The organism is Cyclobacterium xiamenense (assembly GCF_009467825.1).
In the GTDB taxonomy this organism is placed as follows: Bacteria; Bacteroidota; Bacteroidia; order Cytophagales; family Cyclobacteriaceae; genus Cyclobacterium; species Cyclobacterium xiamenense.
Window position 1 is genome coordinate 16,002 of record NZ_WIOK01000041.1, and the last position, 24,619, is coordinate 40,620.

15 protein-coding genes are annotated in these 24,619 nt (G+C 50.8%); 7 read left to right on the top strand and 8 right to left on the bottom strand.

Annotation, left to right across the window (positions count from 1 at the left end; genetic code table 11):
- Nucleotides 1-2: 2 nt before the first annotated feature.
- The 6 genes from GCU44_RS20905 to GCU44_RS20930 all read right to left on the bottom strand — a co-directional run bounded on the left by GCU44_RS20905 (nucleotide 3) and on the right by GCU44_RS20930 (nucleotide 7,009).
- Nucleotides 3-950 carry a D-ribose ABC transporter substrate-binding protein gene (locus tag GCU44_RS20905; protein ID WP_154859311.1) on the bottom strand — a complete coding sequence of 316 codons (948 nt, stop codon included), beginning with the start codon at nucleotides 948-950 and terminating at the stop codon, nucleotides 3-5.
- A 67-nt stretch (nucleotides 951-1,017) separates the two neighbouring features.
- Nucleotides 1,018-1,977 carry a transketolase family protein gene (locus GCU44_RS20910; RefSeq protein ID WP_154859313.1) on the bottom strand — a complete coding sequence of 320 codons (960 nt, stop codon included), beginning with the start codon at nucleotides 1,975-1,977 and terminating at the stop codon, nucleotides 1,018-1,020.
- Nucleotides 1,974-2,804, bottom strand: coding sequence for a transketolase (locus GCU44_RS20915; RefSeq protein ID WP_154859315.1), 831 nt, complete (start codon nucleotides 2,802-2,804; stop codon nucleotides 1,974-1,976). The genes GCU44_RS20910 and GCU44_RS20915 overlap by 4 nt, the downstream gene beginning before the upstream one ends.
- Nucleotides 2,805-2,841: 37 nt before the next feature.
- The gene (locus tag GCU44_RS20920) at nucleotides 2,842-4,269 is read right to left on the bottom strand and encodes an L-fucose/L-arabinose isomerase family protein (RefSeq protein ID WP_154859317.1); all 1,428 of its coding nucleotides are present in this window, start codon (nucleotides 4,267-4,269) and stop codon (nucleotides 2,842-2,844) included.
- 4 nt (nucleotides 4,270-4,273) lie between these two features.
- A complete protein-coding gene (locus tag GCU44_RS20925; protein WP_092178922.1) occupies nucleotides 4,274-5,044 on the bottom strand; it encodes a DeoR/GlpR family DNA-binding transcription regulator in 771 nt (256 codons plus the stop codon).
- A gap of 1,173 nt (nucleotides 5,045-6,217) precedes the next feature.
- Nucleotides 6,218-7,009 (bottom strand): response regulator transcription factor, encoded by a 792-nt coding sequence (locus GCU44_RS20930; protein WP_154859319.1) that lies wholly within the window; start codon nucleotides 7,007-7,009, stop codon nucleotides 6,218-6,220.
- A gap of 64 nt (nucleotides 7,010-7,073) precedes the next feature.
- Here GCU44_RS20930 and GCU44_RS20935 point away from each other — a divergent pair, with 64 nt between their 5' ends.
- Nucleotides 7,074-8,294, top strand: a complete 1,221-nt coding sequence (locus GCU44_RS20935) for a hypothetical protein (protein ID WP_154859321.1) — start codon at nucleotides 7,074-7,076, stop codon at nucleotides 8,292-8,294.
- Between the two features lie 78 nt (nucleotides 8,295-8,372).
- Here the strand turns inward: GCU44_RS20935 and pelA are convergent, their stop codons facing one another.
- Complete coding sequence (pelA, locus tag GCU44_RS20940; protein ID WP_154859323.1) at nucleotides 8,373-9,461, bottom strand: pectate lyase; 1,089 nt, start codon at nucleotides 9,459-9,461, stop codon at nucleotides 8,373-8,375.
- A gap of 309 nt (nucleotides 9,462-9,770) precedes the next feature.
- On the opposite strand from pelA, the gene GCU44_RS20945 reads away from it, so the two are divergent.
- Nucleotides 9,771-10,604 carry a polysaccharide deacetylase family protein gene (locus GCU44_RS20945; protein ID WP_241685055.1) on the top strand — a complete coding sequence of 278 codons (834 nt, stop codon included), beginning with the start codon at nucleotides 9,771-9,773 and terminating at the stop codon, nucleotides 10,602-10,604.
- 108 nt (nucleotides 10,605-10,712) lie between these two features.
- Nucleotides 10,713-11,477, top strand: coding sequence for an SDR family NAD(P)-dependent oxidoreductase (locus GCU44_RS20950; protein ID WP_154859325.1), 765 nt, complete (start codon nucleotides 10,713-10,715; stop codon nucleotides 11,475-11,477).
- 17 nt (nucleotides 11,478-11,494) lie between these two features.
- On the opposite strand, the gene GCU44_RS20955 is transcribed toward GCU44_RS20950, so the two are convergent.
- A complete protein-coding gene (locus GCU44_RS20955) occupies nucleotides 11,495-12,340 on the bottom strand; it encodes an ion transporter (RefSeq protein ID WP_154859327.1) in 846 nt (281 codons plus the stop codon).
- 613 nt (nucleotides 12,341-12,953) lie between these two features.
- Here GCU44_RS20955 and GCU44_RS20960 point away from each other — a divergent pair.
- The 4 genes from GCU44_RS20960 (at nucleotide 12,954) to GCU44_RS20975 (ending at nucleotide 24,554) form a co-directional block, all read left to right on the top strand.
- Nucleotides 12,954-21,833 (top strand): non-ribosomal peptide synthetase, encoded by an 8,880-nt coding sequence (locus tag GCU44_RS20960; RefSeq protein ID WP_206670866.1) that lies wholly within the window; start codon nucleotides 12,954-12,956, stop codon nucleotides 21,831-21,833.
- Nucleotides 21,834-21,860: 27 nt separating this feature from the next.
- The gene (locus tag GCU44_RS20965; RefSeq protein ID WP_154859331.1) at nucleotides 21,861-22,877 is read left to right on the top strand and encodes a hypothetical protein; all 1,017 of its coding nucleotides are present in this window, start codon (nucleotides 21,861-21,863) and stop codon (nucleotides 22,875-22,877) included.
- A 320-nt stretch (nucleotides 22,878-23,197) separates the two neighbouring features.
- The gene (locus tag GCU44_RS20970) at nucleotides 23,198-23,740 is read left to right on the top strand and encodes an ECF-type sigma factor (RefSeq protein ID WP_092171198.1); all 543 of its coding nucleotides are present in this window, start codon (nucleotides 23,198-23,200) and stop codon (nucleotides 23,738-23,740) included.
- A gap of 64 nt (nucleotides 23,741-23,804) precedes the next feature.
- Entirely contained in the window at nucleotides 23,805-24,554 is a 750-nt protein-coding gene (locus tag GCU44_RS20975) for a serine/threonine protein kinase (protein ID WP_161993988.1), read from the top strand.
- Nucleotides 24,555-24,619: the final 65 nt, after the last annotated feature.

Sequence of the window (24,619 nt, forward strand, 5' to 3'; positions counted from 1 at the left end):
GCTCATTCTTCGCTCTTGCCGTAGGCGGCGTAATGGTGCACGTTGCCTGCATGTACCAATTCCACATCTACGGGTAATTTTGGGATGAAATTCGTTTCTCCGCGAATGAATTGGTCGGCAAGCTGAGCGGCCGTTTCGGCCATTACTTTGGGGAACTGCATGGCTGTGGCCGCGATGTTTCCCTGTTCGACCGCTTCGATCACATCGGCAGCTCCGTCAAAACCAAAAACGTGGACCGTTTCAGCCAATCCGGCGGCTTTCAGGGCCTGAAAGGCACCCATCGCCATGGCATCGTTTCCGCAGAAAACCGCATCGACATCCGGATGCACCTGAAGAATGGATTCCATCACTTCCATGGCCTTGTTCCGGTCAAAATCGGCGCTCTGCTGGGCGACCATTTTCAAGTCAGGGTAGTGGTCGACCACGCTGTGAAACCCACTGGATCGGTTCCAGGTATTGTTATCGCCAACCAGCCCGAGCAGTTCCACGTAATTGCCCTTTTTGTCCATTTTTTCAACGAAATACTTTCCTAGGGACACACAGCCGGAATAGTTGTCCGAAAGGATTTGAGAGGCCGCCCGGTCGGAGTTGACTTCCCGGTCCATGCAAAATACGCCCAATCCTGCATTTGCTGCTTTGACCACATTGCTGACCGATCCCTCCGCATCGGTAGGGTTAAACAAAATTGCCCGGTATCCGGAGCTAATGGCATTTTCAAAATGATCGGTTTCCAACGCCGTGTTGTTTTGGGAGTCAAAAATGGTCGTCTCGTATCCCAATGCCCGGGCTTCTGCCGCGGCGGTCTCTGCCAATACCACAAACCAGGGGTTGTTCAGGGTTGAAACCACCACGGCGATGCGTTCGGGACCTTCCTGTGTATTCCGGTGGCAGGCAAATCCGATTCCAAGGAGTAATAACCATGCCGTGCCAAGTAAGACTGAACGTTTCATAAATGGGTTGCTTTTGCGTTTATTGGCCAACTGCCGAACATCGACCGATGGCTGCACCTTCGATGGTCTAGTGAAGTAGGTGTACAAGAGCCCCGGCGATCCCCGATTCGGAGATACCATAATGCTCAAATATTTCTTTTTGAGAACCCGTGACGGTATATTCATCGGGAATCCCCATGATTTTAAAGCGAGGCGTATGCCCTCTTTGCATAAAAAAGGCGGCACATGCCTCCCCTAGTCCTCCATAAATGCTGTGCTCCTCTACGGTTAAAACCGCCGGATACTTCTTGCCGACTTCTTCCAGCAAGTCCTCATCCAGTGGCTTGATCGTGTGCATGCTGATGACACCGACCTGCCATTGGTACTGTTGTTCCAAACGGATTGCTGCCAACAGGGATGGGTAAACGGTTTCCCCCGTTGCGAGGATTACCGCATCCGTCCCAGCGCGAATCGTTCTGCCCTTTCCCAGTCGAAAATCCGGTGTATCGCTCAAAAAAGGCATGGCCTTTTTGCCAAAGCGCAGGTACACCGGAGAAGCAAGATCCGCCGCCTGCCGGATGGCCATTTCTGTTTCGTAGTTGTCAGCCGGGGCGACAATGGTCAGGTTGTTTACTGCGCGTAAGGCAGCAAAATCGTGTAAACTGTGGTGGGTAGATCCCAGGGCCCCGTAGCTGACCCCGGCACTTATGCCAATAAGGTTGACGGGGTTATCCGAGTACGCCACGTCGTTTTTGATTTGCTCGAAGGACCGGGCCGTGAGGAAACAGGCCGGTGAAACGGCAAAGACGTTCTTTCCACAAGAAGCCAGTCCGGCCGCGATTCCTACCAGATTCTGCTCGGCGATACCAACTTCAACCAGTTGTTCTGGAAATTGCTTCCCAAAGGGAACGAGTTTTCCGGAGCCCCTGGAATCGCTGCAGACGACTACCACCTGCCGATCGTGGCTGGCCAGTTCCTGTAGGGTGGCGGAGAATTTTTCCAGATTGGCCGCACCGGGCCGGATATGTAATCGTTCGGTCGTTTTCATACCAGGAGTGCCTTTTGTTGATCTTCCAGTTCTTTGATAGCGAGCAGGTATTCTTCGTCGCTGGGGACCCCATGGTGCCACTTCAGGGTATTTTCCATAAAGCTCACCCCCTTTCCTTTCAGGGTATGCGCGATGAGGAAGCTCGGTTTGCCTTTGACGAATGGCACGGAATGGAGTGCCTTTCGCAAAGCACCGATATCGTGCCCGTCTACTTCCCGTACTTCCCAGCCAAATGCCTTCCATTTTTCGGGCAGCGGCCCCGAATGGAGCACCTCTTCCACCGGGCCTGTTATTTGCAATTTATTGTAATCCAGGATGGCAGTCAGGTTGTCCAGCTGGTAATGGGCGGCTGCCATTGCCGCTTCCCAATTGGACCCTTCCAGGAGCTCTCCGTCGCCCAATAGGGTAAAGACCCGGTAGGGCTTTTGATCCATTTTCCCGGCGAGGGCCGTTCCCACGCTCAGGGGTAGGCCATGGCCGAGTGCCCCCGTGTTTTGTTCGATCCCGGGCACTTTCCGCGTGGGATGGCCGATGAAGTGGGATTGGTACCTGCAGAGGGTATCCAGTTCGGAAAACGGGAAAAAGCCGTTATCCGCCAGAACCACGTACAGGGCTTCGACCGAATGTCCTTTGCTCTGAATGTAACGGTCCCTGTCGGGGTCGTGGAAATTTTCCGGCCCTACACGCAGTACATCCCGATAGAGTACATGCAGGATGTCCAGGCAGGACAGGCTGCCCCCAGTATGCCCGGCCCCGGCCTGCTTGATGTATTGCAGGGTTTTTTTTCGCAGTTCCAGGGATTTCAACTGTAGTTGCTTGTCTGTCATGGTATGCGGTTTATGCTGATAACGACTATTGCCTGGCTCAGGCATGTTGATGTACTTCGTAGCCCAAATAATTTTCAAAAGCTTCCTTCAGCACCTGGCCGGAGTGAGAGGCATTCATGACCACGTGGTGCTCAAATCCGTTTTTGCATACGTACTGCATCAGACCCTGCAGGTCCGGTATTTTGGCTACCGCACGGTTTCCGAAGGTATGCAAGGGATCGTCGGTAAGGTCACCCTGTCCGATATAGGCTTTTATGATGCCTTTGGGGTCATCGGTACTGATGCGTCCGAAGGTAAGGGGGGAAGCGGGAGTCCTTCCGGAGAGCGCTCCATAGGTGTTTTCCTCGCCTACGGATGTACCCAGAATGGGAGCCGTTCCCATTTCAATGTCCGGCAAGAACGATTTGGCCCAATTGCCGCAATGGAAAAGTACCACCTTTTCGGGATCCGTTGCGTAATTGTTGTTCCAATCCACCAGGGCACTGGGCGAGCCGGAAGCGAGCTGCATGGCGTACATGGTAAGGGTACCGGTGACATCCACCTCACAGGCGCTGGGTTGCATGTTTTCGCTCATCATGCTCATGCTCGTACATACATTGCAGCCGTAGTTTTCCTGCACCGACGTCCAGCACTGGATCGCCGTGGCATCCAATGCGTTTTCCTCCACAAATTCGTTGAGCACCACGTCCATTTTGGCGATTTGAATCAAGGACTGTTGGGGGGTCTTTCCCAGCGCGGTGTAGGCCGCAATTTGCTCCAACGTTGCCTGTACCCGGCTTTCCGCGGCATCCAGTTTTCCGGCTTTTCCCAGGATTTCCGAAAGGTCGATGGTAGTCACGGAAACTCCGTTGCGTTGCAGTATTTTCTCACTGTACCGCACTGTATTGAAACCGCCAGGCCGGGCTCCGATGGCGCCAATCCGTACCTTGCGCATGCCCTTGACCACCCGGCATACCGCTACAAAGTCCAACAGTTCTTGCGAAAACCCGGGGGAATCCGGTGAAACGACATGGGATGAGGTAAGGGTGAAGGGGATGCCGTACTGGTACAGGTTATTGCATACGGAAATTTTGCCACACCAGGCATCCCTCCTGCGGGCCACATCCAATTTGTTCAAATCGTCGGGGTAAGCCTGAACGAGTACCGGCACATGCAAATCGGCCAGATTAATGGTCTCGGCTACCCCTCGTTCGTCTCCGAAATTGGGAAGGATCACCAGGATTCCCATGAGTTCGTCACGGTGATCTTTAAACAATTCGGCGCATTTTACCGCGTCTTGATAGGTTTCCACGCCTCCCAGTTTGGTGTCCTGATCCCCGAGGAGTACGGGCTTGATGTCCAAGGTTTCAAAAAGCTCCAGGATGTCTTTCCGGGCTTCCGATACCAACTGATCCGGGAAAAAATCCCTGTTGCCAATAACGACACCCAAACAGGCTTTTTGTCGTTCTTTTCCTTTGAATAACATGTCTTTAGTCTGAAAGTATGAGTTCTATTTCGTTTGCTTTAAACAGGTCCTGGTGCCTGGGATCCACCTTGGAATCGGTGATGATATAGTCGATCAGCGAGAGCGCCCCCAAACTGGCAAAGGCACTCTTTCCGAATTTTGTCGAATCGGCCACCAGGTACGTGGTGTCGGCCGCGTCTATCATGGCTTTTTTTACCACAATATCGCTGATACTCGGATAGGTCAATCCTGCCTTGAGGGAGATGCCAGCCGTGGCCAGGAATAATTTCTGCACGTACAGGCCGGAAAAGAAATCAGCCGCTTTTTGACCCGTTAGCGAAAGGGTTGGTGGCTTGAACTCTCCTCCCGTCATGACCACTTCAATGTGCGGCTCCGCCCCCAGTATCAGCGCGATGTTGAGCGCATTCGTGATCACGGTAAGGTCCCGAAACCCCTTGAGCTTTTTGGCAATTTCGGTGGTAGTCGAACCCGAGTCCAAAATAATGGTGTCCCCGCTTTCGATGTATTCGAGGCATTTTAAGGCGATCAGTTCCTTCTTATCCAGGTTGTCCTGGTTGAGCAAGGAAAAATTTCTGACCTGATCTTCCATGTTTTTCAGAAAAACCCCGCCGTGCTCCCGGACTACCTGTCCCGTTTTTTCCAGCTTTTCCAAATCCTGCCGTATGGTCACCTCGGTCACCTTAAATATCCGCGACAGTGTGGAGACTTTTGCCGAACCATCCTCCTTTAGCAGCTCGATGATCTTTTCACGGCGTTGATTGGGCAATAAATCCATGCAGGTACGTGTTTTTGGTGCCGAAAATTCGAACGGTTCCGAAAGAAAAGCAAAGTGTAAGAAAGCAACCCGGAGCCTTAGGCAGTCGCGCGGGACACGTTGTCGCCTCTTTCTTAATCCCCATTCAGTCAAAATCTGGGCGATCAGGCAGGCTGTTCCCTACCCGAAGCAATTAAAATTAGTAAATAAACGTAAAAAAACAAAAATTAAAGTAAACAAACCAAATAAGCCGCAGGTATTTTTTGCTCCCTGTTTCAGCCGGAGAAAGACCCGAGTGGCACCTTGATGGTCAGCGGGGCGGTGGCGGCTTGTTCGCATGGCTGTTGGGTACAGTGAGCGCATACTGTGGACACTGGCTAATCTTACAGGTAAACCTGGTGGATGGAGAAAGTGGAGGCTGGCACAATGGCCCAGGGGGTTTGTAAGCGCTTCGGCTAGAGCCCAATCCTGCCCTCCTTGTTCTACTATTGGCAAAAAGGGGTCTAATTCCGGCTTTTTGCCCTACTAAAAAAGCATCGTCTTGGACAATTAAAAAATACGCAATTTGTGCAGATATTTCGATATCTAAAATATAAATAGCGCAACAAAAAAGGATAAAAAATAAAAATAACGTAAAAAATAAGGTATTTTTTTGCCAATGTTTTATTTTATCGATCCATTTGTTACCTTTGAGATATCAAACAAAGACAAACGGTCTTGACTGGCGTAACGGCCAGCAGTTTTGACAGGATACTGTAGGATGATGAAACCTGCCTTCGGCAGGCGAGTAAAAGGCGGCGACGCTTTTTCGTTTTCATCTTCATGCAAAATTAAATCACACACACTGTAGGGTGATGAAACTGGCAGACATGCCCTCCTGTCTCGGGGGTGGGGAGTCCGGAATAAAGCAAATAGCGAGCTCGTATTTTGCCCAACCGCCCCGTGGAGGTTCGAATCCTTCTCCTACAGCAGGTTATTTTGGGTTTATTGTTAATTGACTAAAGCTATGAAACGTTGTTTCATGGCTTTTTTTGTTTCTGCCCGATAGATTTAACTCGCAGAAAAAGCAGTTGGAGGACAATCGGCGGATTAAAAAACGAACAACTCCTGTTCCGATTAGTTATTTTCGGTCAAGAACTTTCGCCAAAAGCCATTTTTTTCTGAGGGAGCAATCGGTTCTTCGAGAAAAAAACGTTAGAGAATCTTATCCACCAATACAAAGTGGATCAACTCCCCGGTATTTTTCAGTTGTGCCTTTGCCAAAATGTTTTTTCTGTGTGTACGGGCCGTTTCGTACCGGATATCCAACGCTGCCGCAATTTTTCTACTCGAATATCCCTTGATCAGCAATCGAAGGACTTCCAATTCACGGGTAGAAAAAATGGATCGATAAGGGCTGAGCTGTAGGTTTTTGCTGTCCATGTAAAATTGCTCCTGGGTGGCTTTATTCAGCAAAACGGCCTGTGGGATATTGGTTGGATTCAAATGAGAAATATCCGTGATGATATTGGCAAATACATAAGGCAGGTTTTTTTCGTCAAATACCAGGGGGATGTTTTGGTTTTGGATGGTAAGCACTTGTTTGTCCCGGCGGTTACACCGGTTGTAAAAGACCATAAATATGCTGGGCCGCTGCGCTATCGGCCGTTCGTTTACATACATCATGGCTTGTTGGATCGCTTTGTTGACAAACCCGTAGTCTTCGGGATAAAGAAAATTGGCGACGAATTCCCGGTTTAGGTTCATGATTTCCCGGTGGCTGTAGCCGCTCACCTCCAGGCTGTCGCCGGCCACGTATTCCAGGTTCCATGTACGGGTATTGGCAACAAAGGAAAACCACTTTCCAGCGGTCCAGAAACCGTTTACCAGGGGATTCTTTTTGACGATTTCCAAATAGTCGTTCTGGTATATCAGGTAGTCCTGTCTTCCAAAGGCCCTCACCAAGTCATTGTAATCGTTGACCATGCGTATCGGAACGTACCTCAATTGAGGTATTGGGTGGATAGTTTATTTTAGTCAATTTAGGGTTTGGATAAAATAGTACCAAGCCATGAGCAAAAAATTATTTATAAACTATAAGTTCTTGCCTGTAATCGTTGCTTTTTTACTCAATACGGTCGCTTGCATCGAGTCGGTACCGGAGGGAACGGATCCGGTAATCCCCGAAGAGGAAATGGAGGAGCAACCGCCACCTGGCATCGATGTCACAAGTTGTCTGAGCATCAGCAATGCGCGTCTGGTCAGGGGAACCATCCCGGAACCCGCGATGCTTCTGGATTTCAAGATCGACAAGGATACCCTGTACCTGAATGCCAATCACACGGACCGCATACACCTACGGACTTCCGACTGCGGTGAGGAGGACATCGCTTCCCTGCTGATTTGGGTGGTCGGTTCCGAGGAATACGTTACTGTGACCCCCGAAACATTTATCCGAAGCAGCGTGAATGACTCCCTGTTTTTGACCAGCAGGCAGAGCCGGCTGACAGAAGTCCCGTCCTGTCCGCAAACCACGCTTGCCTTTGAGTGGTCCCTGCAATGCGGCGAACAGCAGCTCCCACCGTACGTGGACATCGAAATTCTGCCGGTTACGACTGCCGGTGTGCCCGTTGATCGGATCAAGCGTCGGGTAATGATTCCAGATGCCAATACCGTTCCTTCCTGTACGCCCGGCCCCGATGATACCTGGGTTTGGAAATGGACTACCGTCAACGGGGAGTTTGACTCCTCTCCAGGCATTTCAGAAATCTACACATTTTCCCTAAATGGTTGCTGCCGGGACGGGAGGTCCGTAAATTGCCTCAGCAGTTTTATTCCAGAGTCCGAATGGATCTCCCTGGACTACGAACATTTCAGTACAGTGGATAGGGAGTACCTGACTTTCAAGGCCGACGGCACCATGAATGGTTTACTATCCCTGACCATTCAGAACATTGATCCGGGTAGTTCCGATTTTTGTGACAAGAAACCTGCCTACCGCTACAATGCGAAGGATCACCTGTTCTGGGGAGACTATTCTTTTGACGCTAGCACCCGACGGCTTCGGTTTACGAAGATTGAAAGTCGGGAGACGCTGGTTGACCTGGGGAGTTTGGGAGTATTTCCCGAATACGACCGACATTCTATCAGTACCGGCGCTACCTATGAGTTGATTGGCTGCAACCTGCTCGTTGAGGAGTCATCGGTAGAGGGAATGGTACAGCGGAGGTATTTTGAGCGATTCACTCGAAAGGAAGCGGAAAACGGGACAGTGGATTTCTGGTTGGACTAAACGCTGGGAAGCCCAATGGCGGGCAAGATGGGTCCAACTACCGGCTAAAAGAATCATCGAAGGGATTACCGAAAGCCGTTAGCGCCCCGCCTTCCATTGCGGGTAGTTCGTTGCCAGCAATTCCCGTGCATAGGCTCCCAAATAGCTGTATCCAACGCGCCTTTCGTGCTCGATCTCGGCCAGGGCATACCGAACCACACTGTCCCTGCCAACAAAGATGGGGCGGTTGGTGCCAATTTCGTAAAACCGGGCCCAAAGGGGTTCGGCGTCCGGGTCCGGAACGACAACCCGATCGTAACCTCGCGGCAAATCGGCGTTTTCGACCCGTTCCAGGCGAATGTTTTCCAGTTGAACTTCCCGAAACCAGCGCACGGCGCTTTCGATAGCCTGAATTACGGCTTTATTCGGACGCTCCAGTTGCATCAGGTAGCGAACGATTCCTACGCTTTCCGACCCACTGATGGAAGGAAGTTCGTACGCGCGGGCCTGAGCAGGACTCAGGTCTTCCTCGTCAATTTGGGCGCACCAGGCCGTCAGTTGTCCGTTTACCCGAATCTGCGAGGCCAGGATCACGTCCAGTCCCTTATCGATGGCCTGCTTGGCTTTTTTCCTTCTCCGGTTCCCGGCAAATGCATACAAAGGGTCTTTTTTAGCCACTGCACGGAGCAGATTCATCGCCGCGATCATGGCGTTGTCGTTAAAGGTAATGCGGCTGTAATAGCCCTCCCGCAAGGGGTAATATTGCGGCCAGCCTCCATTGCGGTATTGGGCTGCCAGTAGGTAGTCGATGCCGGCTAGTGCAGCCTCTTTCCAACGGTCCCCGCCCGTTTGCTGGTATACACGGGCCAGGTAGTCAATCTGTACGAATCCCGCTCCGTTATCCAGCGTCGTGCCCATGCATTCGGATTTTTCCGCAATCAGGGCGCTCCGTTCGGTGTCGGTAATTGGTGCCGCCATGTCGATATTCTTGTACCAACCGCCGTTCTGCTTCTGGTGTAGCAGGATATTTTCGGCGATGCGTAGCGCCTCTTCGGAACCGTACCAAGTGGGCGATTGGCTCAAAACGTCCTTCCAGGGGACGGCCTCCTGTGCCTGAGCTGCCACAGAAAAAACGAGCGATAGGCAAAAAAGAATCAAGCAATTGGAAAGGATACGCGCTGGGTTCATACGTTGGGAGAAAAAGGAGATGCATCCAAGATACGAATGTTTTTCGTAAACCACATGAGCGGGTGTGTTCCGCCTGTCTTCGTACGCAAACAACGTACGGATACAGTGCTTCGCTCCCGAACAGGGAAATCTGCCCAGATCCATTCGCATGCCAATCGTTCCGGTTTGGAGCGGCTTCCGCCAGATCTTTTTTTGGGTTCCGAAATAGGATTGCCCCGGAAAAAGCAGTAACTTTTGAATAGCTTTGCGCCTGGCAATGGTTCCTAAACCAGGAATTGTCCCGGCGAAAAGTACGAATTCGGTGCCAGCATGAGGAAAAAATTAGCTCGGATGACAAACGGATGGGCCAGCCCGCAAAGACGGCTGGCAGTTCCCGGGATTTTTGGCATGAGTTGGCTGCTTTTGCTGCTAACTGTGCCCGCTGTGCAGGCGCAAAACCAATACGAATTTGGCGCCATTACCCGGGGAGATCGGCAGGAAAAGTCCCTGAGTTTGGTGTTTACCGGTCATGCCTACGCAGAAGGGGCCGAATTTATCCGGAAAGCGTTGCAGGAACAGCGGGTGCCGGCCTCTTTTTTCTTTACCGGCGATTTCTACAGAAATCCCGATTTTAACGAACAAATCCGCGCCTTACAGGCGGATGGCCACTTCCTGGGGGCACACTCGGACCGACACCTTTTGTATGCAAGTTGGGACGACCGCAACGACCTGCTGATTACCCGGGAGCAGTTTGTGGCAGATTTGCTGGCGAATTACAAAGAACTAGCGCGGTTTGGTGTTGCGATGGAAGAAGCTCCCTTTTTCCTGCCGCCCTACGAGTGGTACAACGACAGCATTGCCCATTGGACCCAAGAGATGGGTATGCAATTGATTAACTACACGAGGGGCACCCTCAGCCATGCCGACTACACAACGGAGGATATGCCGAATTTTCGGAGCAGCGAAGCGATTTTCGACAGCATCCGGGACTGGGAGTCTTCCGGAGCAGACGGCTTCAACGGCTTCATTCTGTTGGTCCACATAGGGGCCGGACCGGGGAGGGCGGATAAATTTTACCATCGGTTACCAGCGCTACTGACCCTTATGCGGGAATGGGGGTATTCCTGGGTGCCGCTAAAGGAATTACTCGGACCCATTCCATGATTTTTCTCATGTTTTTGCATGAGCATGGTCGGGAGATTTCCCTGGCAAACGCCTTAAATTTAAGTGAGTAAAGCAATAGAATTATGTGTAAACCCAAATTAAAATATCATGAGACTAACGAATAAAGTAGCACTAATTACTGGTGGAGCCGGAGGAATCGGATTGGCCACTGCCAGGCTATTTTTGGCAGAAGGAGCCAAAGGAGTAGCCATCGTAGACTTTAGTGAGGAAAACTTGAAACTGGCCGAAGAGAGCCTGGGGAGAGAAAAGGTGCTGTACATCCGGGCGGACGTAAGCCATGCCGGCGAGGTGCAAAAATACACGAAGCAGGTAAAAGAGAAGTATGGCAGGATAGATGTGTTGTTTCTCAATGCGGGTATGGAAGGCGTGGTCAAGCCCATGGAGGACTATCCGGAGGAGACCTTTGATCAGGTGATGGGCGTAAATGTAAAGGGTGTATGGCTGGGGATGAAGTATGCCTTTCCGATCATGAAGGCAGACGGCGGCGGATCGGTCATCATCACGTCCTCGGTGGCCGGCTTGCGCGGTACCGCTCAGGTCAGTGCCTATGTGGGCAGCAAACATGCCACAATCGGGCTGATGCGGGTGGGTGCCCTGGAGGGAGCACCGGGCAATATACGGGTAAACTCCATCCACCCTTCTCCGGTGGATAACCGGATGATGCGTTCCCTGGAAGATGGCTTCGCTCCAGGACAGGGCGAATCCGTAAAAGAAAATTTCACCAAGATGATTCCGCTAGGCCGGTATGCCAGCAACGAGGACATTGCCGATTTGGCCTTGTTTCTGGCTTCGGAGCAGAGCAAATTTATTACCGGAGCCACCTATGTTATCGACGGTGGATTTACCGTTTAGAGACAATGAGCTTGTAATCAGGGGGTTGCGGCATCCAGTTTTGCACCACATTTCCGGCAGAATAGCGCATCCTCGCTATGGCTTTGTACGCCACACTCCGGACAGGGCCGTCCAGGTGCATCCGGGGTTTTCGCCTGGCGGTTTTCATCCAGCCTTGCTGCGGTCAACTCGGAGCTGACGATACCTGTGGGGACTGCAATGATCGCATAGCCCATCAGCATGATCAGGGCGGCGATGAATTGCCCGAGATCGGTGATGGGGGCTATGTCTCCGTATCCCACGGTGGTTAAGGTGACGATGGCCCAATACATGGAGCGCGGAATGGAAGTAAAACCACTTTCTGGTCCCTCCACAATGTACATGACCGAGCCCATGATCAGGACGATGGTCAGCACGGAACCAACAAAAATCTTGATTTTTGCCTGACTGTGCTTTAAGGCAGTGGTTAGTAGGGAAGCCTCTTGTACATATTTGGGTAGTTTCAAGATCCGCAAAATCCGCAGAAAGCGCAAGCCACGGATAACCGTTAGGTACTGGGTTTGAAAGAGAAATAAACTCAGGTAGGTGGGCAAAATCGCCAGTAAGTCCACCAAACCGTAGAACCCAAAAATGTATCCCCGCTTGTTGTTACTCAACCAAATTCGGAATAGGTATTCCACGGTAAAAACCAGCGTAAAAAACCATTCCAGTGCGTACAAAAGGGATCCATAATTGGCGTGAATTTCCTCAACGGAATCCAGTACCACAATACTGACACTCATCAAAATCAAGAGCAGCAAGGCCAGATCAAAGTTTTTCGAAGCCCGGTCATCGGACTCGTAGACGATATGGGCCAGGCGTTCTTTGGAGGGGAAATCTATCATCGGTTATCAAAATTAACGGGCATCACTTGTCGTATTCCAATTCCGAAAATTACGCATACTTTTTGTTTATAGAAACCCGATGCCAGGTCGGTATTTATTACCATCCAGCGATCTGGTTAACGCAGATTTACCGTTTGTATCGATAAAATAAAAAAAAATTCTATATATTTGCATTTCAAACCTATAAAAATGAATTACAAAATAATAAATTTGTTGATGGCCTATTGGTAAGTCACGTGGAATAGTATATATTGTTTTTAAATAACACCAAAAAACTCCTTATTTCGAAGCATTTTCCCTCATTCTTAAAATGATTATGTGGAAGAAAGGGTTTTTTTCAAACATCCAGCCAGAAGGGATGGGTAGTTCCCAGGTACCGAAAATAGCGCATTTTCGGAAAATATGGGCTTGGCGGTATCCCGGTTTGCAGTTGGTTGGGGAGGTTTCGACGTGTTTTCGGTTCGTCGGAAATTCCACCGTTCTTACGTAGGGTCCCTGTTTATCCAGGTTCTCTGGCGAATGCTAAGAAAAACACGCCGTAGTGGACCAGGCCGACTACAGGGGTAACATTAAAAAAAAGAGGAGATAGGACTAGATGAATAGCAAACGGTTTTTGAATGAATTAACTGGTAAGTCTCCTGAGAAGGCGCAGACGGTTCTTGATTTATTTCAAAAACAGGTTAACAGCTATCCGGAAAAGAAAGCAATTAGGGAGGCATCCCACAGCTATACCTATACCGAACTGGACGAGCTGGCTACCAAAATCAGTCAGTTTCTAGGCGATCCAGCGTTTCAATTCCAGCAATTGGTTCCGGTGAGTATGGACCGGACGCACCGCTATGTGGCCACTATCCTGGGAATAATCAAATCGGGTAAAGCCTTCGTACCACTGAATCCGGAATGGCCGGAACAGCGAAAGCGGGAAATCCTTCAGCAGCTGAATGCTACCTTCCTTTTTAGCGAGGGCGAGACGTCGGACCCGAGTGAAAAATTCACCCTGCTCGCCTTTGATGAAGCCGTAAGGGTGGGCGAAAGTACGACATCGGCTGGGTTAGACCGCATCAACCCGGATACCCCTGCCTACATCCTCTATACATCTGGTAGTACCGGATCGCCCAAAGGCGTGCAGGTAAATCACCGGCAGTTGTTTGCTGCTACCCAAAATAGGATTGATCGGTATCCGGGTGTTCCCCACCTTTTGCTGATTCCGCCGCTGAGCTTTGATGCCTCCCTGGCAGCCATTTTTTGGCCCTTATGTACCGGAGGTAGTCTGGTCATGAGTTCTGCCGAGTCCATTCGGGAACCCGAAGCGATTCCTTCCTTATTGGCGGGAACCAATACCTTGCTTTGTGTGCCCAGCTACTACCGTTTTCTTCTTGAAGAAGGGCTTTTGAAGGGGCAGCAGCTGGAGCGTGTCATTTTGGGAGGAGAGAGCCTGCCCAAAACACTTGCCCTTGCCCATTTTCAGGAAATGAATCAGGTACGCCTCTACAACGAATACGGCCCTACCGAAACCACCATCTGGTCCACCGTCGCAGAAATCACGCCTAAGCAGGATCCCATTACTATCGGAACGCCACTAGCGGGAGTCAGCTGTTACGTATTGGATCCAAAAACGGGAGCGCGTTTGCCTGCGGGCATCGGTGGAGAACTATACATTGGCGGCATTCAAGTGGCCCAGGGCTATTGGAAAGATCCGGCCCTGACAGCCGCCCGGTTTCTTCCGGATCCGTTCAGTGAGGAGAAGGGAGCCATCCTGTATGCAACAGGAGATCGGGTTCGAAGCCTTCCGGATGGGCGTTTGGTATTTGAAGGAAGGAACGACCGCCAGGTAAAATTTCAGGGAAACCGCATTGATTTGGCAGAAATCGAAAAGGTGCTGCTCGATTCAGAAAAGGTTTCGGAGGCGGTTGCAATGCTGGCCGAACCCCTTGGGTCGAATCCGCAACTCCTGCTTTTTATCGTTCCGAAGGGACGACTGAATGCGGGCGAGGCCCGGCATTTGCTCGAAAAACGCCTTCCCGTATACATGATTCCGGGTAAAATCGAACTGAGAGACCGTTTTCCACGTACCGAGAACGGGAAATTGGACCAGCAAGCGCTGCTGGCGGGCCTACCAGAGGAGACGAAAATGAATGGGCTGTCCGATAAGGAATTGCACTATTTGGTGCAAGCAGTCGGGGACGTACTTGGAGTGGAGCAACCAGATGTATCCAAAAATATCTTTGAATTGGGTGGCAATTCGCTTGCAGCCATGCAGCTGGTGGCTCGTCTGAACAACGAGCACAAAGTAGGCCTTCGCGTTTCGGATATTTTTGACCACCCAACGATTTCTGAATTGCACGGGGTAGTTCGACGGAGACGGCAAGCCGAGGTGGTGAAAAGCGGCGCGTCCGCCGCTCCTTCCCGCGCACAACCGCTGCCTCCGGCGGTCTCTTCTGCCCAACAGTCTCTTTGGATAGTCGATCAGCTGGAGGGTTCCCTGGCTTACCACCTATCGGTAAGCTACCTGCTAACCGGAAAACTGGATCCGAACAGGTTGGAAGTGGCCATACGGGCGGTGATAAAAAAACACAAAAGCCTACGGACCTGCATTTTGGGAATCGATCGGGTTCGCCTGAAGGCAGCAGCGCATTGGAAGTTTGACCTATACCGGGAGTCGGAACGGGAGTTTTCCGAATCGGTGGTTCGGGAAGACTTCGACGACTTTTTTCGGAAGCCTTTTGATCTCCGGGAAGACTTTATGGTGCGGGGTAGATTGCTTTCCTTTGGCAAGGAAAGGCATGTATTGGGCTTGGTTTTCCACCACATCGCATTCGACGATCATTCGATGAAGATTTTTCTTCGGGAGCTGTCGGACAATTACCGTTCCCTCGCTACCGGGGCTGTTTTGGAGGATTCCCCGGACTTCGTAGAACCACCGCCCGCCACTGTCCATGACCAGCGGGAGGTGCCCGAAGATACCGGATCGATGGCTTATTGGGAAAAAACCCTGGCTGGCTGGGAAATCTTGCAGTTGCCAACCGATTACTCGCAGACATCCGCAGGCCCTCGTCCGGCAGGCATTCTGCGGTTTTTTCTGGATCGGCAAGAAATTGCGCCGGTCGCAGCTATTGGAAAAGAACATCAGGCTACCCTGTTCATGACGTTTTTGGCCTTGTTTAAGGTGTTGCTGTACCGGTATACGAACCAGGTAGACATTTGTGTCGGAACCACGGTCGCAGACCGAAATTTTCCGGGTGCCGAAGAGCAGATTGGCTACCTGATCACGACCGTACCGCTGCGGTCCCGCATCCAACCAGCGGATACCTTTGACCAGTTTTTGCATGCCATTAAAAAGGAAGTAAGGGAGGCCTTGGCCCATGCCCGGATTCCCTTCCTGAAATTGGTGGAGGCATTTTCTTCGGGTGATACCGGAGGAAAACCATTCTTCAACACACTTTTTGTCATGCACGAAGGTGCCGCTGACGCAGCGAATTTGCAGTTACCAGATATTGAGGTCGGAAGTCTGGATGTGGATCCATTTGCCGCCAAATTAGATCTTAGCTTCAGCCTGGCCGGGGATGCCACTGGTCTCCAGGGAAGCATTGAGTACGACGCAGGAAAGTTCGCTCCAGAAACCATTGAACGCTTGCTCGCTCATTTCCGGCAATTAATGCAGACGCTGCCCGAACAGCTGCATTCTCCGGTTAAGAAAATGACCTTGCTTTCTGCCGACGAACTGGATGCGCTTTCCGGTGAGGAAGCGTCTCAGGCAGATACCGTTTACCGAAGTTTTTTCGACCGCTTTGAGGAACAGGTAGCGAGGAAAGGGCCTGAAACCGCCTTATTGACAGGCCGGGAACGAATGGATTTTAGTAGCCTGGATCGCCGAGCAACCAAGCTTGCCGATTGGCTGGTACGGGAAGGGGTCCGGCAGGGCGACCACGTGGTACTATTGGCCGCGCGGGGGTCGGATATGGTTGCAGCCATGCTGGGAATATGGAAGGCAGGCGCAGCCTACGTGCCGGTGGACCCGGCCTACCCTGCCGAACGGATTGCGTTTATCGTGGCGGATTGCGGAGCTTCGCACTTGCTGGTCGACGAGGCATCGGCTGGCCTAATTGAGCCGAAACATGGGGGAAAACTCCTCCGGTTGCAGCAAGGGTTAAAAGAGAGCGATTTTGAGCCACAGCGACTACCAAATTTGTCCCCGGATCAGCGGGCTTACCTGATTTATACCTCCGGAACCACAGGAAAACCCAAGGGCGTTTGCCTGACGCAGGCCAATCTTGCCGCATTTTTGGATTGGTGCGGCAGGGAATTTGCCCCGGAAAGTTTTGCGTTGATGTACGCCGCGACATCCATGTGCTTTGACCTGTCGATCTTCGAATTATTTTTCCCGCTGGCCTTTGGGAAGCCGATCCGTATTCTTCAGAACGGGCTTCAGATTCCGGAATACCTTCCCGGGGATCAAGGGGTGCTGATCAATACGGTCCCCAGCCTGGTGCAGAAGCTGCTGGAAGAAAAGGTGGATTTGGCTCATGTGGCTTTGCTAAACATGGCGGGCGAACTCCTACCCGGATCGCTTGTAAATCAGCTGGATCTGGAAAGCCTACCTGTCCGCAACCTGTATGGCCCCACGGAGGATACCACGTATTCTACCTGTGAGCGGCTCCTGCCTGGCAAACCGGTCTCCATCGGCCGACCAATAGCCGGTAGTTTCGCCTATGTTCTGAATGCGGATCTCATGCCTTGTCCGGTGGGCGTGCCTGGAGAGATCTACCTGGGAGGCAGGGGGCTGGCACAGGGCTACTGGAACCGACCCGGATTGACGGCGGAAAAATTCGTTCCAAATCCCCTTGTAAAAGCGGCTGGAAGTATCCTATACAAAACCGGAGACCGGGGTGTTTGGCGTTCGGATGGGAAAATTGACTTCTTGGGTAGACTGGATAATCAAATCAAGTTGAACGGGTACCGAATCGAATTGGATGAAATAGCTACCCTAATGCAGGCCATCCCGGGGGTAAAGAACGCGGTAGTAGTACTTCAGCAAGCGGCTTCCGGTGAAAAGCGGCTGGCTGGATTTTTTACCGCCGACCAACCATTGGACACGAGGAAAATTCAAGGAAAATTGCGCGATGCCTTGCCGGGCTACATGTTGCCTTCTCAGGTGGTACAGGTGGATCGCTTTCCACTGACACCCAATGGCAAAATCGACCGGAAGCAGCTTGAAAAAGCGGCAATTCTGGCTTCGGAACAGAAAGGCTTTGCACCGCCCACCACCTTGCTGGAAAGCAACTTGCTCGACCTATGGCGAACGGTGTTGCGTTCGGATCAGGCAGGAGTCCGGGATAATTTCTTTTTATTGGGCGGAAATTCACTTTTGGCCCTGAGACTGCTCGGCAAAATACGGGAGTCCATCGGGGTAGAAATAAGCGTGACCGAATTGTTTTCCCACCCAACGGTTTCGGCCATTGCCGATTTGATCCGAAGTCGCGAACAAACGAGTACGGTATCTGCCCGTATTCTTCCATGCAGGCCACGGCCGGACCGTGTTCCCCTGTCTTTTGGTCAGGAGAGTCTATGGCTGACCGATAAGCTGGAAGGTTCCAGCCAATACCATATTCCCTTACTGATAAAAATTACCGGAGAAACCCGCAGGATGGTGTTGCAGGAGGCCATCAAAAGCATCATGGAGCGCCATGAGGTCCTGCGGACCGTAATCCGGGAACGGGGAGATGAGGCCTCCCAGCAGGTAATGCCGGTTGCAGCCTGGGAGTTGGCCGAAGCTTCCGGGCATTTGGGAGCCTCTCAAGCCGGTTTGCCTGATCGAGAAATGGCCGAGTTTCTGGCGCGGCCTTTCGATTTGGGAAAGGATTACATGATTCGCGCCAAAAAATACCCGCTGGACGGGGATGCATGCCATCTATTCGTCGTCGTTCATCACATCGCATTTGACGGATGGTCCATTTCCGTATTTCTCAGCGAACTCTTTGCGTTGGTAAAGTCGGAAAAACGGGGAGAAAGCCCACTTTTGCCTCATCTAAAAATTCAATACGCGGACTACGCCCTCTGGCAGCGAAATCGGCTCCGGGATGAGACCCTGGCAGCAAAAATGCAGTATTGGAAAGAAAAACTTGCCGGTCTGCGGCCCTTTCATTTTTATGGGGAGGGAGTGCGTGCACACCGGAAATCCCATGACGGCGCCACGTACGATATCCGCATCGGTTCGGATCTCCGCAAGCGTATTCTGGAGCTGGCTAAGCAGTTGGGTCTTTCTCCTTTTATGCTATTGCTAGCAGCTTTTAAGTCCCTGCTGGAACGAAACAGCGGGCAGCGAGACCTGTGTGTGGGTACCGCTATGGGCGGGAGAAATCACACGGAAACAGAGCCAATGATCGGGTATTTTGTCAACCCACTGCCCATTCGCAGCAAGCTGAATCCGAGTGACTCGTTTCGGGATACCCTATTAGCGGTGAAAAAAAACACACTGGAGGCCTATGAACACCAGGAAGTACCCTTTGAAAAGATTGTCGCGGCCACTGCCCAGCACCGGCAATTTGGAGTGAATCCACTTTTTCAAGTCATGTTTGTGATGGAGTACGGTGATGAGGTAAGAAATAGTGCAGAGGGCTTGTCCATGGAGGTACAATCCGTCCCTCAAACCACCGCTAAATTTGACCTTACCTTTCTGGTCAAGGAAAGCAGCACAGGAATTGGCGTCCGGATCGAATATTCCAAAGATATCTTTGATGCCGAAAGGATCGAAAAGCTGGCTTCCCAATACATTCAACTATTGGATTCGGGGCTGGCTGATCCCAATCAAAAGCTCTCCCAATTGGTGCCCGATCGCGCTTTCAGTGGCCTCGGTAAAGTAGAAGCTTACGAAGGAATCAATCAACGCTACCTGCCGATCCAACGAATGATCGAGGCAGCTGCAAGCCGCAACGGGGATCGGACGGCGGTTTTTTTCGGAAGGGCCGAGCTGTCCTATGCCTCGTTAAATTCCCAGGCAAACCAGCTGGCTGCGTATCTGTTGGACCAAGGGCTAAAAAAAGGGGAGGTCGTGGGCATTCTGCTTCCGCGTTCTCCAGCGTTCGTGATAGGTATCCTGGGCATTCTCAAGGCCGGCGGCGCTTACCTGCCACTGGATACCGATTTACCTGCACAGCGCATTGGGTACATGCTGGAGGATTCCTGCTCGTTTTTCATCACCGGTGCTGACGAGCATCAAATAGAGACCAGCGTGACGAAAATCCTCTGGGAGGAGTTTCAGGACAGGGCCGGGGAATACCCCACGCGAAATACGGAAGTCCATTCCGTCCCGGACGATCCCGCATACCTTATCTATACTTCCGGTACCACCGGCAAGCCAAAGGGGGTTGCCTTGGATCACCTCAATTTATTCCATTTCGTGTCGGTCGTAAACGATCAACCGGGGATTTCCGCCACGGACAGGGTATTGGCCGTAAGTTCGGTTTCGTTTGATATTGCGCTATTGGAAACCCTGGTTTCGTTGGTTTTCGGGGCCCAGATAATAATTCTTGACCGAGAGCAGCGAAAAGAACCCAGGGTCATTCTGGAGGAACTGGAAAACCGTGCCATCACGGTTATGTTTGCCACGCCTTCCCACTGGAAAATGATGTTGGAGGGAGGCTGGACGCGGAAAGTTGAAAGCTTGCGGATGATCAGCGGGGGAGAGCCTCTGGAAATGAACCTGGTCCAGCGCCTATTGCCGCTTGGGGCAGAATTGTGGAACGTATACGGCCCTACAGAAACGACAGTTTATGCCACCATCAAGCAGGTGCGCGCAACGGATCGGGAAATAACGGTGGGCAAGCCGGCGGTCAATACCCGGCTTTACGTCGTGGATAAAGATGGAAATCCCGTTCAAAAGGGAAGAAAGGGAGAAATCTGGGTTGCTGGACACGGGGTCGGGTCCGGTTATTTAAACCAGCCCGAACTGACCCGAGAACGATTTATCGAGATTCCCGCGGAGGCTGGTTCGCGCCATCGTGTATACAAAACCGGGGATTTGGGTTGGATTACGCCTGCGGACGAATTGGTCGTCAGTGGTCGCATGGACCATCAGGTAAAGATCCGTGGACACCGAATCGAATTGGCTGAGGTGGAAAGCGGGCTTCGTCAACTGAAAGGAATCAAGGATGCGATCGTTTTGGTGCGGAAGGACGCAAACGAACAGGCATTTTTGCGGGCCTATTTGGTCCCAACGCAAGAGGCTATCCTGGAAGCCCAGGTATGGCAGTACCCGGAGGCCAATCAGGTCAGGCAGTGGAGAAATCAATTGGCTGAGAATCTGGCAGAGGTGATGATTCCGACAGACTATTTGTGGGTGAAAGCTTTTTCATTAACCGAAAATGGGAAGGTAAACCGCGAGGCACTGCCCGATCCGGAAAGAGGGTCCGCGGCTTCGACGGGCGATGGGGCAGGATTTGATCCGGAAGAGCGATTGGTGGCGGAAATTTGGAAAAAGGCACTGGGGCTGGAACAAATCCGTAAAACCGACAATTTTTTTGAGATAGGCGGACATTCCCTGACGGCCGTAAAGGTGATGGTGCAGTTGGAAAACGTCTATGGCATTCGGCTGCCCTTATCGGTGCTGTTTAAATACCCGACCATTCAAAACTTATCTCAAGCCATCAAAAGCGGTGTACTGGGAGACAGCGAGTGGAAAAGCCTGGTAGCGATAAAAAATGCCGGTTCGAAGCCGCCCCTGTACATCGTTCACGGAGGAGGTTTGAACATTCTTCCGTTTTATGCCGTGGCCAGGGAAATGGACCGGGAGCAACCGGTATTCGGGATTCAGGCCAAAGGACTGGACGGGGTAGAGCAGCCCCTGCAGACCGTCGAGGCCATAGCTTCTCAGTACCTTTCGGAAGTTTTGCAGCAAAATCCGAATGGACCGTATTTTCTGGCAGGATATTCGTTGGGAGGAATTATCGCGTATGAAATGGCCTGCCAACTGAGAAAAATGGGGAAATCTGTGGAAAAGTTGGTCTTGTTCGACACCTATGCATTCCAGCGGAATTACCACCTCGCCTTAGGGATGCGCTTGCTGAAAAACATGGAATATTTTTTCGGCAAAAGGAAATTTGATGTGGAACTTCTGCTCCGGCATCCGGACATTTTCAAACGTATAAAAAAAGCATCCTGGCAAAGGAAATTTCGAAAGGTTCACAAACTATTGGGAGCCGAGCAGGAAAAGGCAGAGTCTTCGTTGCTCAAAACATACAAACGAGTGGAGTACGTTTACAAAGAGGCCTGTAAGGGATACGAGATACCGTATTACGATGGAGCGGTAGACCTAATTAAGGCCCGGATTGCTTCCGGTTACCTACCGGACAAGGAGGGTTTTGGCTGGAAACCCTTTGTAAACGAACTACGTGTATGGGAGGCGGAAGGCGAACACATCACGATGTTATCTCCGCCAAACGATGCCAGTTTTGCGCGGCTACTGCAACAAGTATTGGACCAAAAAAATAAAAAATAATACCTACTACTAATTAATTCAAATCAAATGAAAAAGTTGTTGATTTACCCCCTAATTATGCTGGCATTACTCATGGCCTGCACTGTAGATGATCCGGATCCCATTCAAGAGCCGGAAGAACTTGAGGAGCCAACCAATCCTACGCCAAGGGATCCGGATATAGTCGTTCCCCTGGATGAAAATACCACCATTGTTTTTACCCCACAGGAGGAAGCTGCCGAGCGGCTGGGAACCTCTGATTCCTACACGCAGGAGTTGAGTAAATTTGACTTGATTTCCAGAACGAAAAACAAAGCCAGTACCGAGGAAGAGGATTACCTGACCTACGCTTCCCAACAAGCACAAGCCTGGACGGAAGAGGAAAAAGAAGTGTTGGAAGAACGGATCCTGGGAATAAAGGATAAAATTGATGCCCTGGGTCTCAAGCTGGAGTTTCCGGAGGAGATACTGCTGGTCAAATCCACCATGGATGAAGAAGGGGGAGCGGTGAGTTATACCCGGGAAAACTACATCGTGGTCCGCGGCCTGGTGAATGAGAGTTTTCTCATTCACGAGTTGTTTCACATTTTGACACGCTTCAAACCCGAACGAAGGACGGCCTTATTTGAGACCATAAATTTTATGGAAACCAACCGGATTGTGTATCCGGAGGGGATTCGTGATTTTGTGACCACCAACCCGGATGCGCCTTTTTTGGAACATACGATCACCTTGCAAGTAGACGGGGAATCAGAAGAAGTGGTATTTGTACTCATCTCCGAAGAAGAATGGGACGGAGGCTCCTTTTTTACCTACCTGAAGCAACGGCTGATGTTTGTGGATGGACCGGACGATGGCAAACAAGCGACACTGGTAGACAACATGCCGGTACTCAAAAATTTTGCTGCGGCCACGGATTTGAAGCAAAAGATTGGAGACAATACCAACTATACGCTGCATCCGGAGGAGATTCTTGCGGAGCATTTCGTCATGTTGGTACAAGGGCAGGAAGTACCCGAGCCCTCCTACATTGACGCGATGAAAGTAATTTTGCAGCAGGAATAATAAAGGCCGATGAAAACAAATAGAGGCGTATGATTTCCGATTCATACGCCTTTATTCTATAACAGGGATGGGAGCGACAGGTTGGATCAAAAGCAGCAATCGGGCATTTCTGGAAAAATAGGGGTTTGCCGGAGAGGAAAAAGCGTCTCCGAAGGCATAGCGCGGTTTTAAGCGATGCGTGCTTTCGTTGCAGGACGAATACGATTCGGCTACCTTTTTTACAAATTGGGTTTTTTAGCGAGGATAGCTGGTTGACGATTAGATTATTAGCGGCAGAAACAGTATTTTTGGATTCATTCGATACTATCAGAAAACATTGTATGGAAACATCCAGAAATTTTCAGCAGCAATCGGGTACATTCGCCTCACTGAGGCAGCATTATTTGTTTTGCTACGATGAGCTGCATTCCCTGGCTCGGCAGAAGCTTCGGTTTGAATACCATACCGATACCTTGGACACGTCCGCCTTGGTGCACGAGGCGTTTTTGAAGTTGGAAAACAGGAAAAACGGATTTGCCAACAAGCGGCATTTTATGGCAATTGCGGCCTTGGTTATGCGGCGTTTTTTGGTCGATTATGCAAGGCAGAAGAAAAGAATCAAACGAGGTGGCGATCAAATTCAACTAACCTATGGAGACATCGAACCGGTCGTGCAGACAACTCCCGAGGAGGTTATTCAGTTGAACGATGCGCTCATGCGGCTAAAGGCATTTAACAACAGGTATTGTAGAGTAGTTGAATACCATTTTTTCGGGGGTTACAAACACGAAGAGATCGCCGAGATGTTGGGTGTTTCCATAGACACCGTTAGAAAAGATTGGCGATTTGCCAAAGCATGGCTGAGCAAGGAACTTAAGAATTAGCAGGATGGGGAGAGCGGACCGACGATGGGAGACTATTGCATCCCTTTTTCACGAATTACTGGAAATGCCCGATGCAGCACGTGCGGAAAAGTTGGCGTTTTTATCCCGGACGGATTCACTACTTTACAGGCAATTGTTCGACCTTCTAAATGCAGATCGACAATCGCACCGCTTATTCAACACGGAAAGTGGAACTATTTTTTCAATTTTAGAAAACGATTATGACCTCATCGGGAGTCGGATTGGCGCCTTTGTACTGACCGAAGTGATCGGGCAAGGTGCCATGGGTACCGTTTTCAAGGCTGGTCGGGATGATGGGCTGTTTGATCAAACCGTTGCCGTCAAACTGATGAAACCGGTGTCGGTAAATCCTTCTCATAGAAGTTTGTTTGAGCGGGAACGCCAGATTTTAGCCAAACTGAACCATCCGAATATTGCCAGGCTGTATGACGGCGGCTTTACAGAAGATGAACGCCCTTTTTTCACCATGGAGTGGGTGTCGGGCCAAAATCTCATTGCCTATTGTCAATTTAGAAAGCTCAGCATAACGGCCCGCCTACATTTATTTGAGGATATCTGTCAGGCCGTTATGCATGCACATCAATCGCTCATTGTCCATCTGGATCTAAAGCCGAAGAATATTGTTGTCACCGAAGAGGGTCAGGTTAAGTTGCTGGATTTTGGCGTTGCGCAAATGCTGGAGGAGGGTACCGAGCAGGTGAGCAGTTTTACATTGGCTTATGCCTCTCCAGAGCAGATCGAGCAAAACAATCCGAATACTATAATACTCCCCAAAATTGAGACCAGAGGTTAAGTTAAAAAAAACGATTAAATTTAACCTTATGAACAAGCAAACAAGGAGGAAGTTTTCCGCAGAAT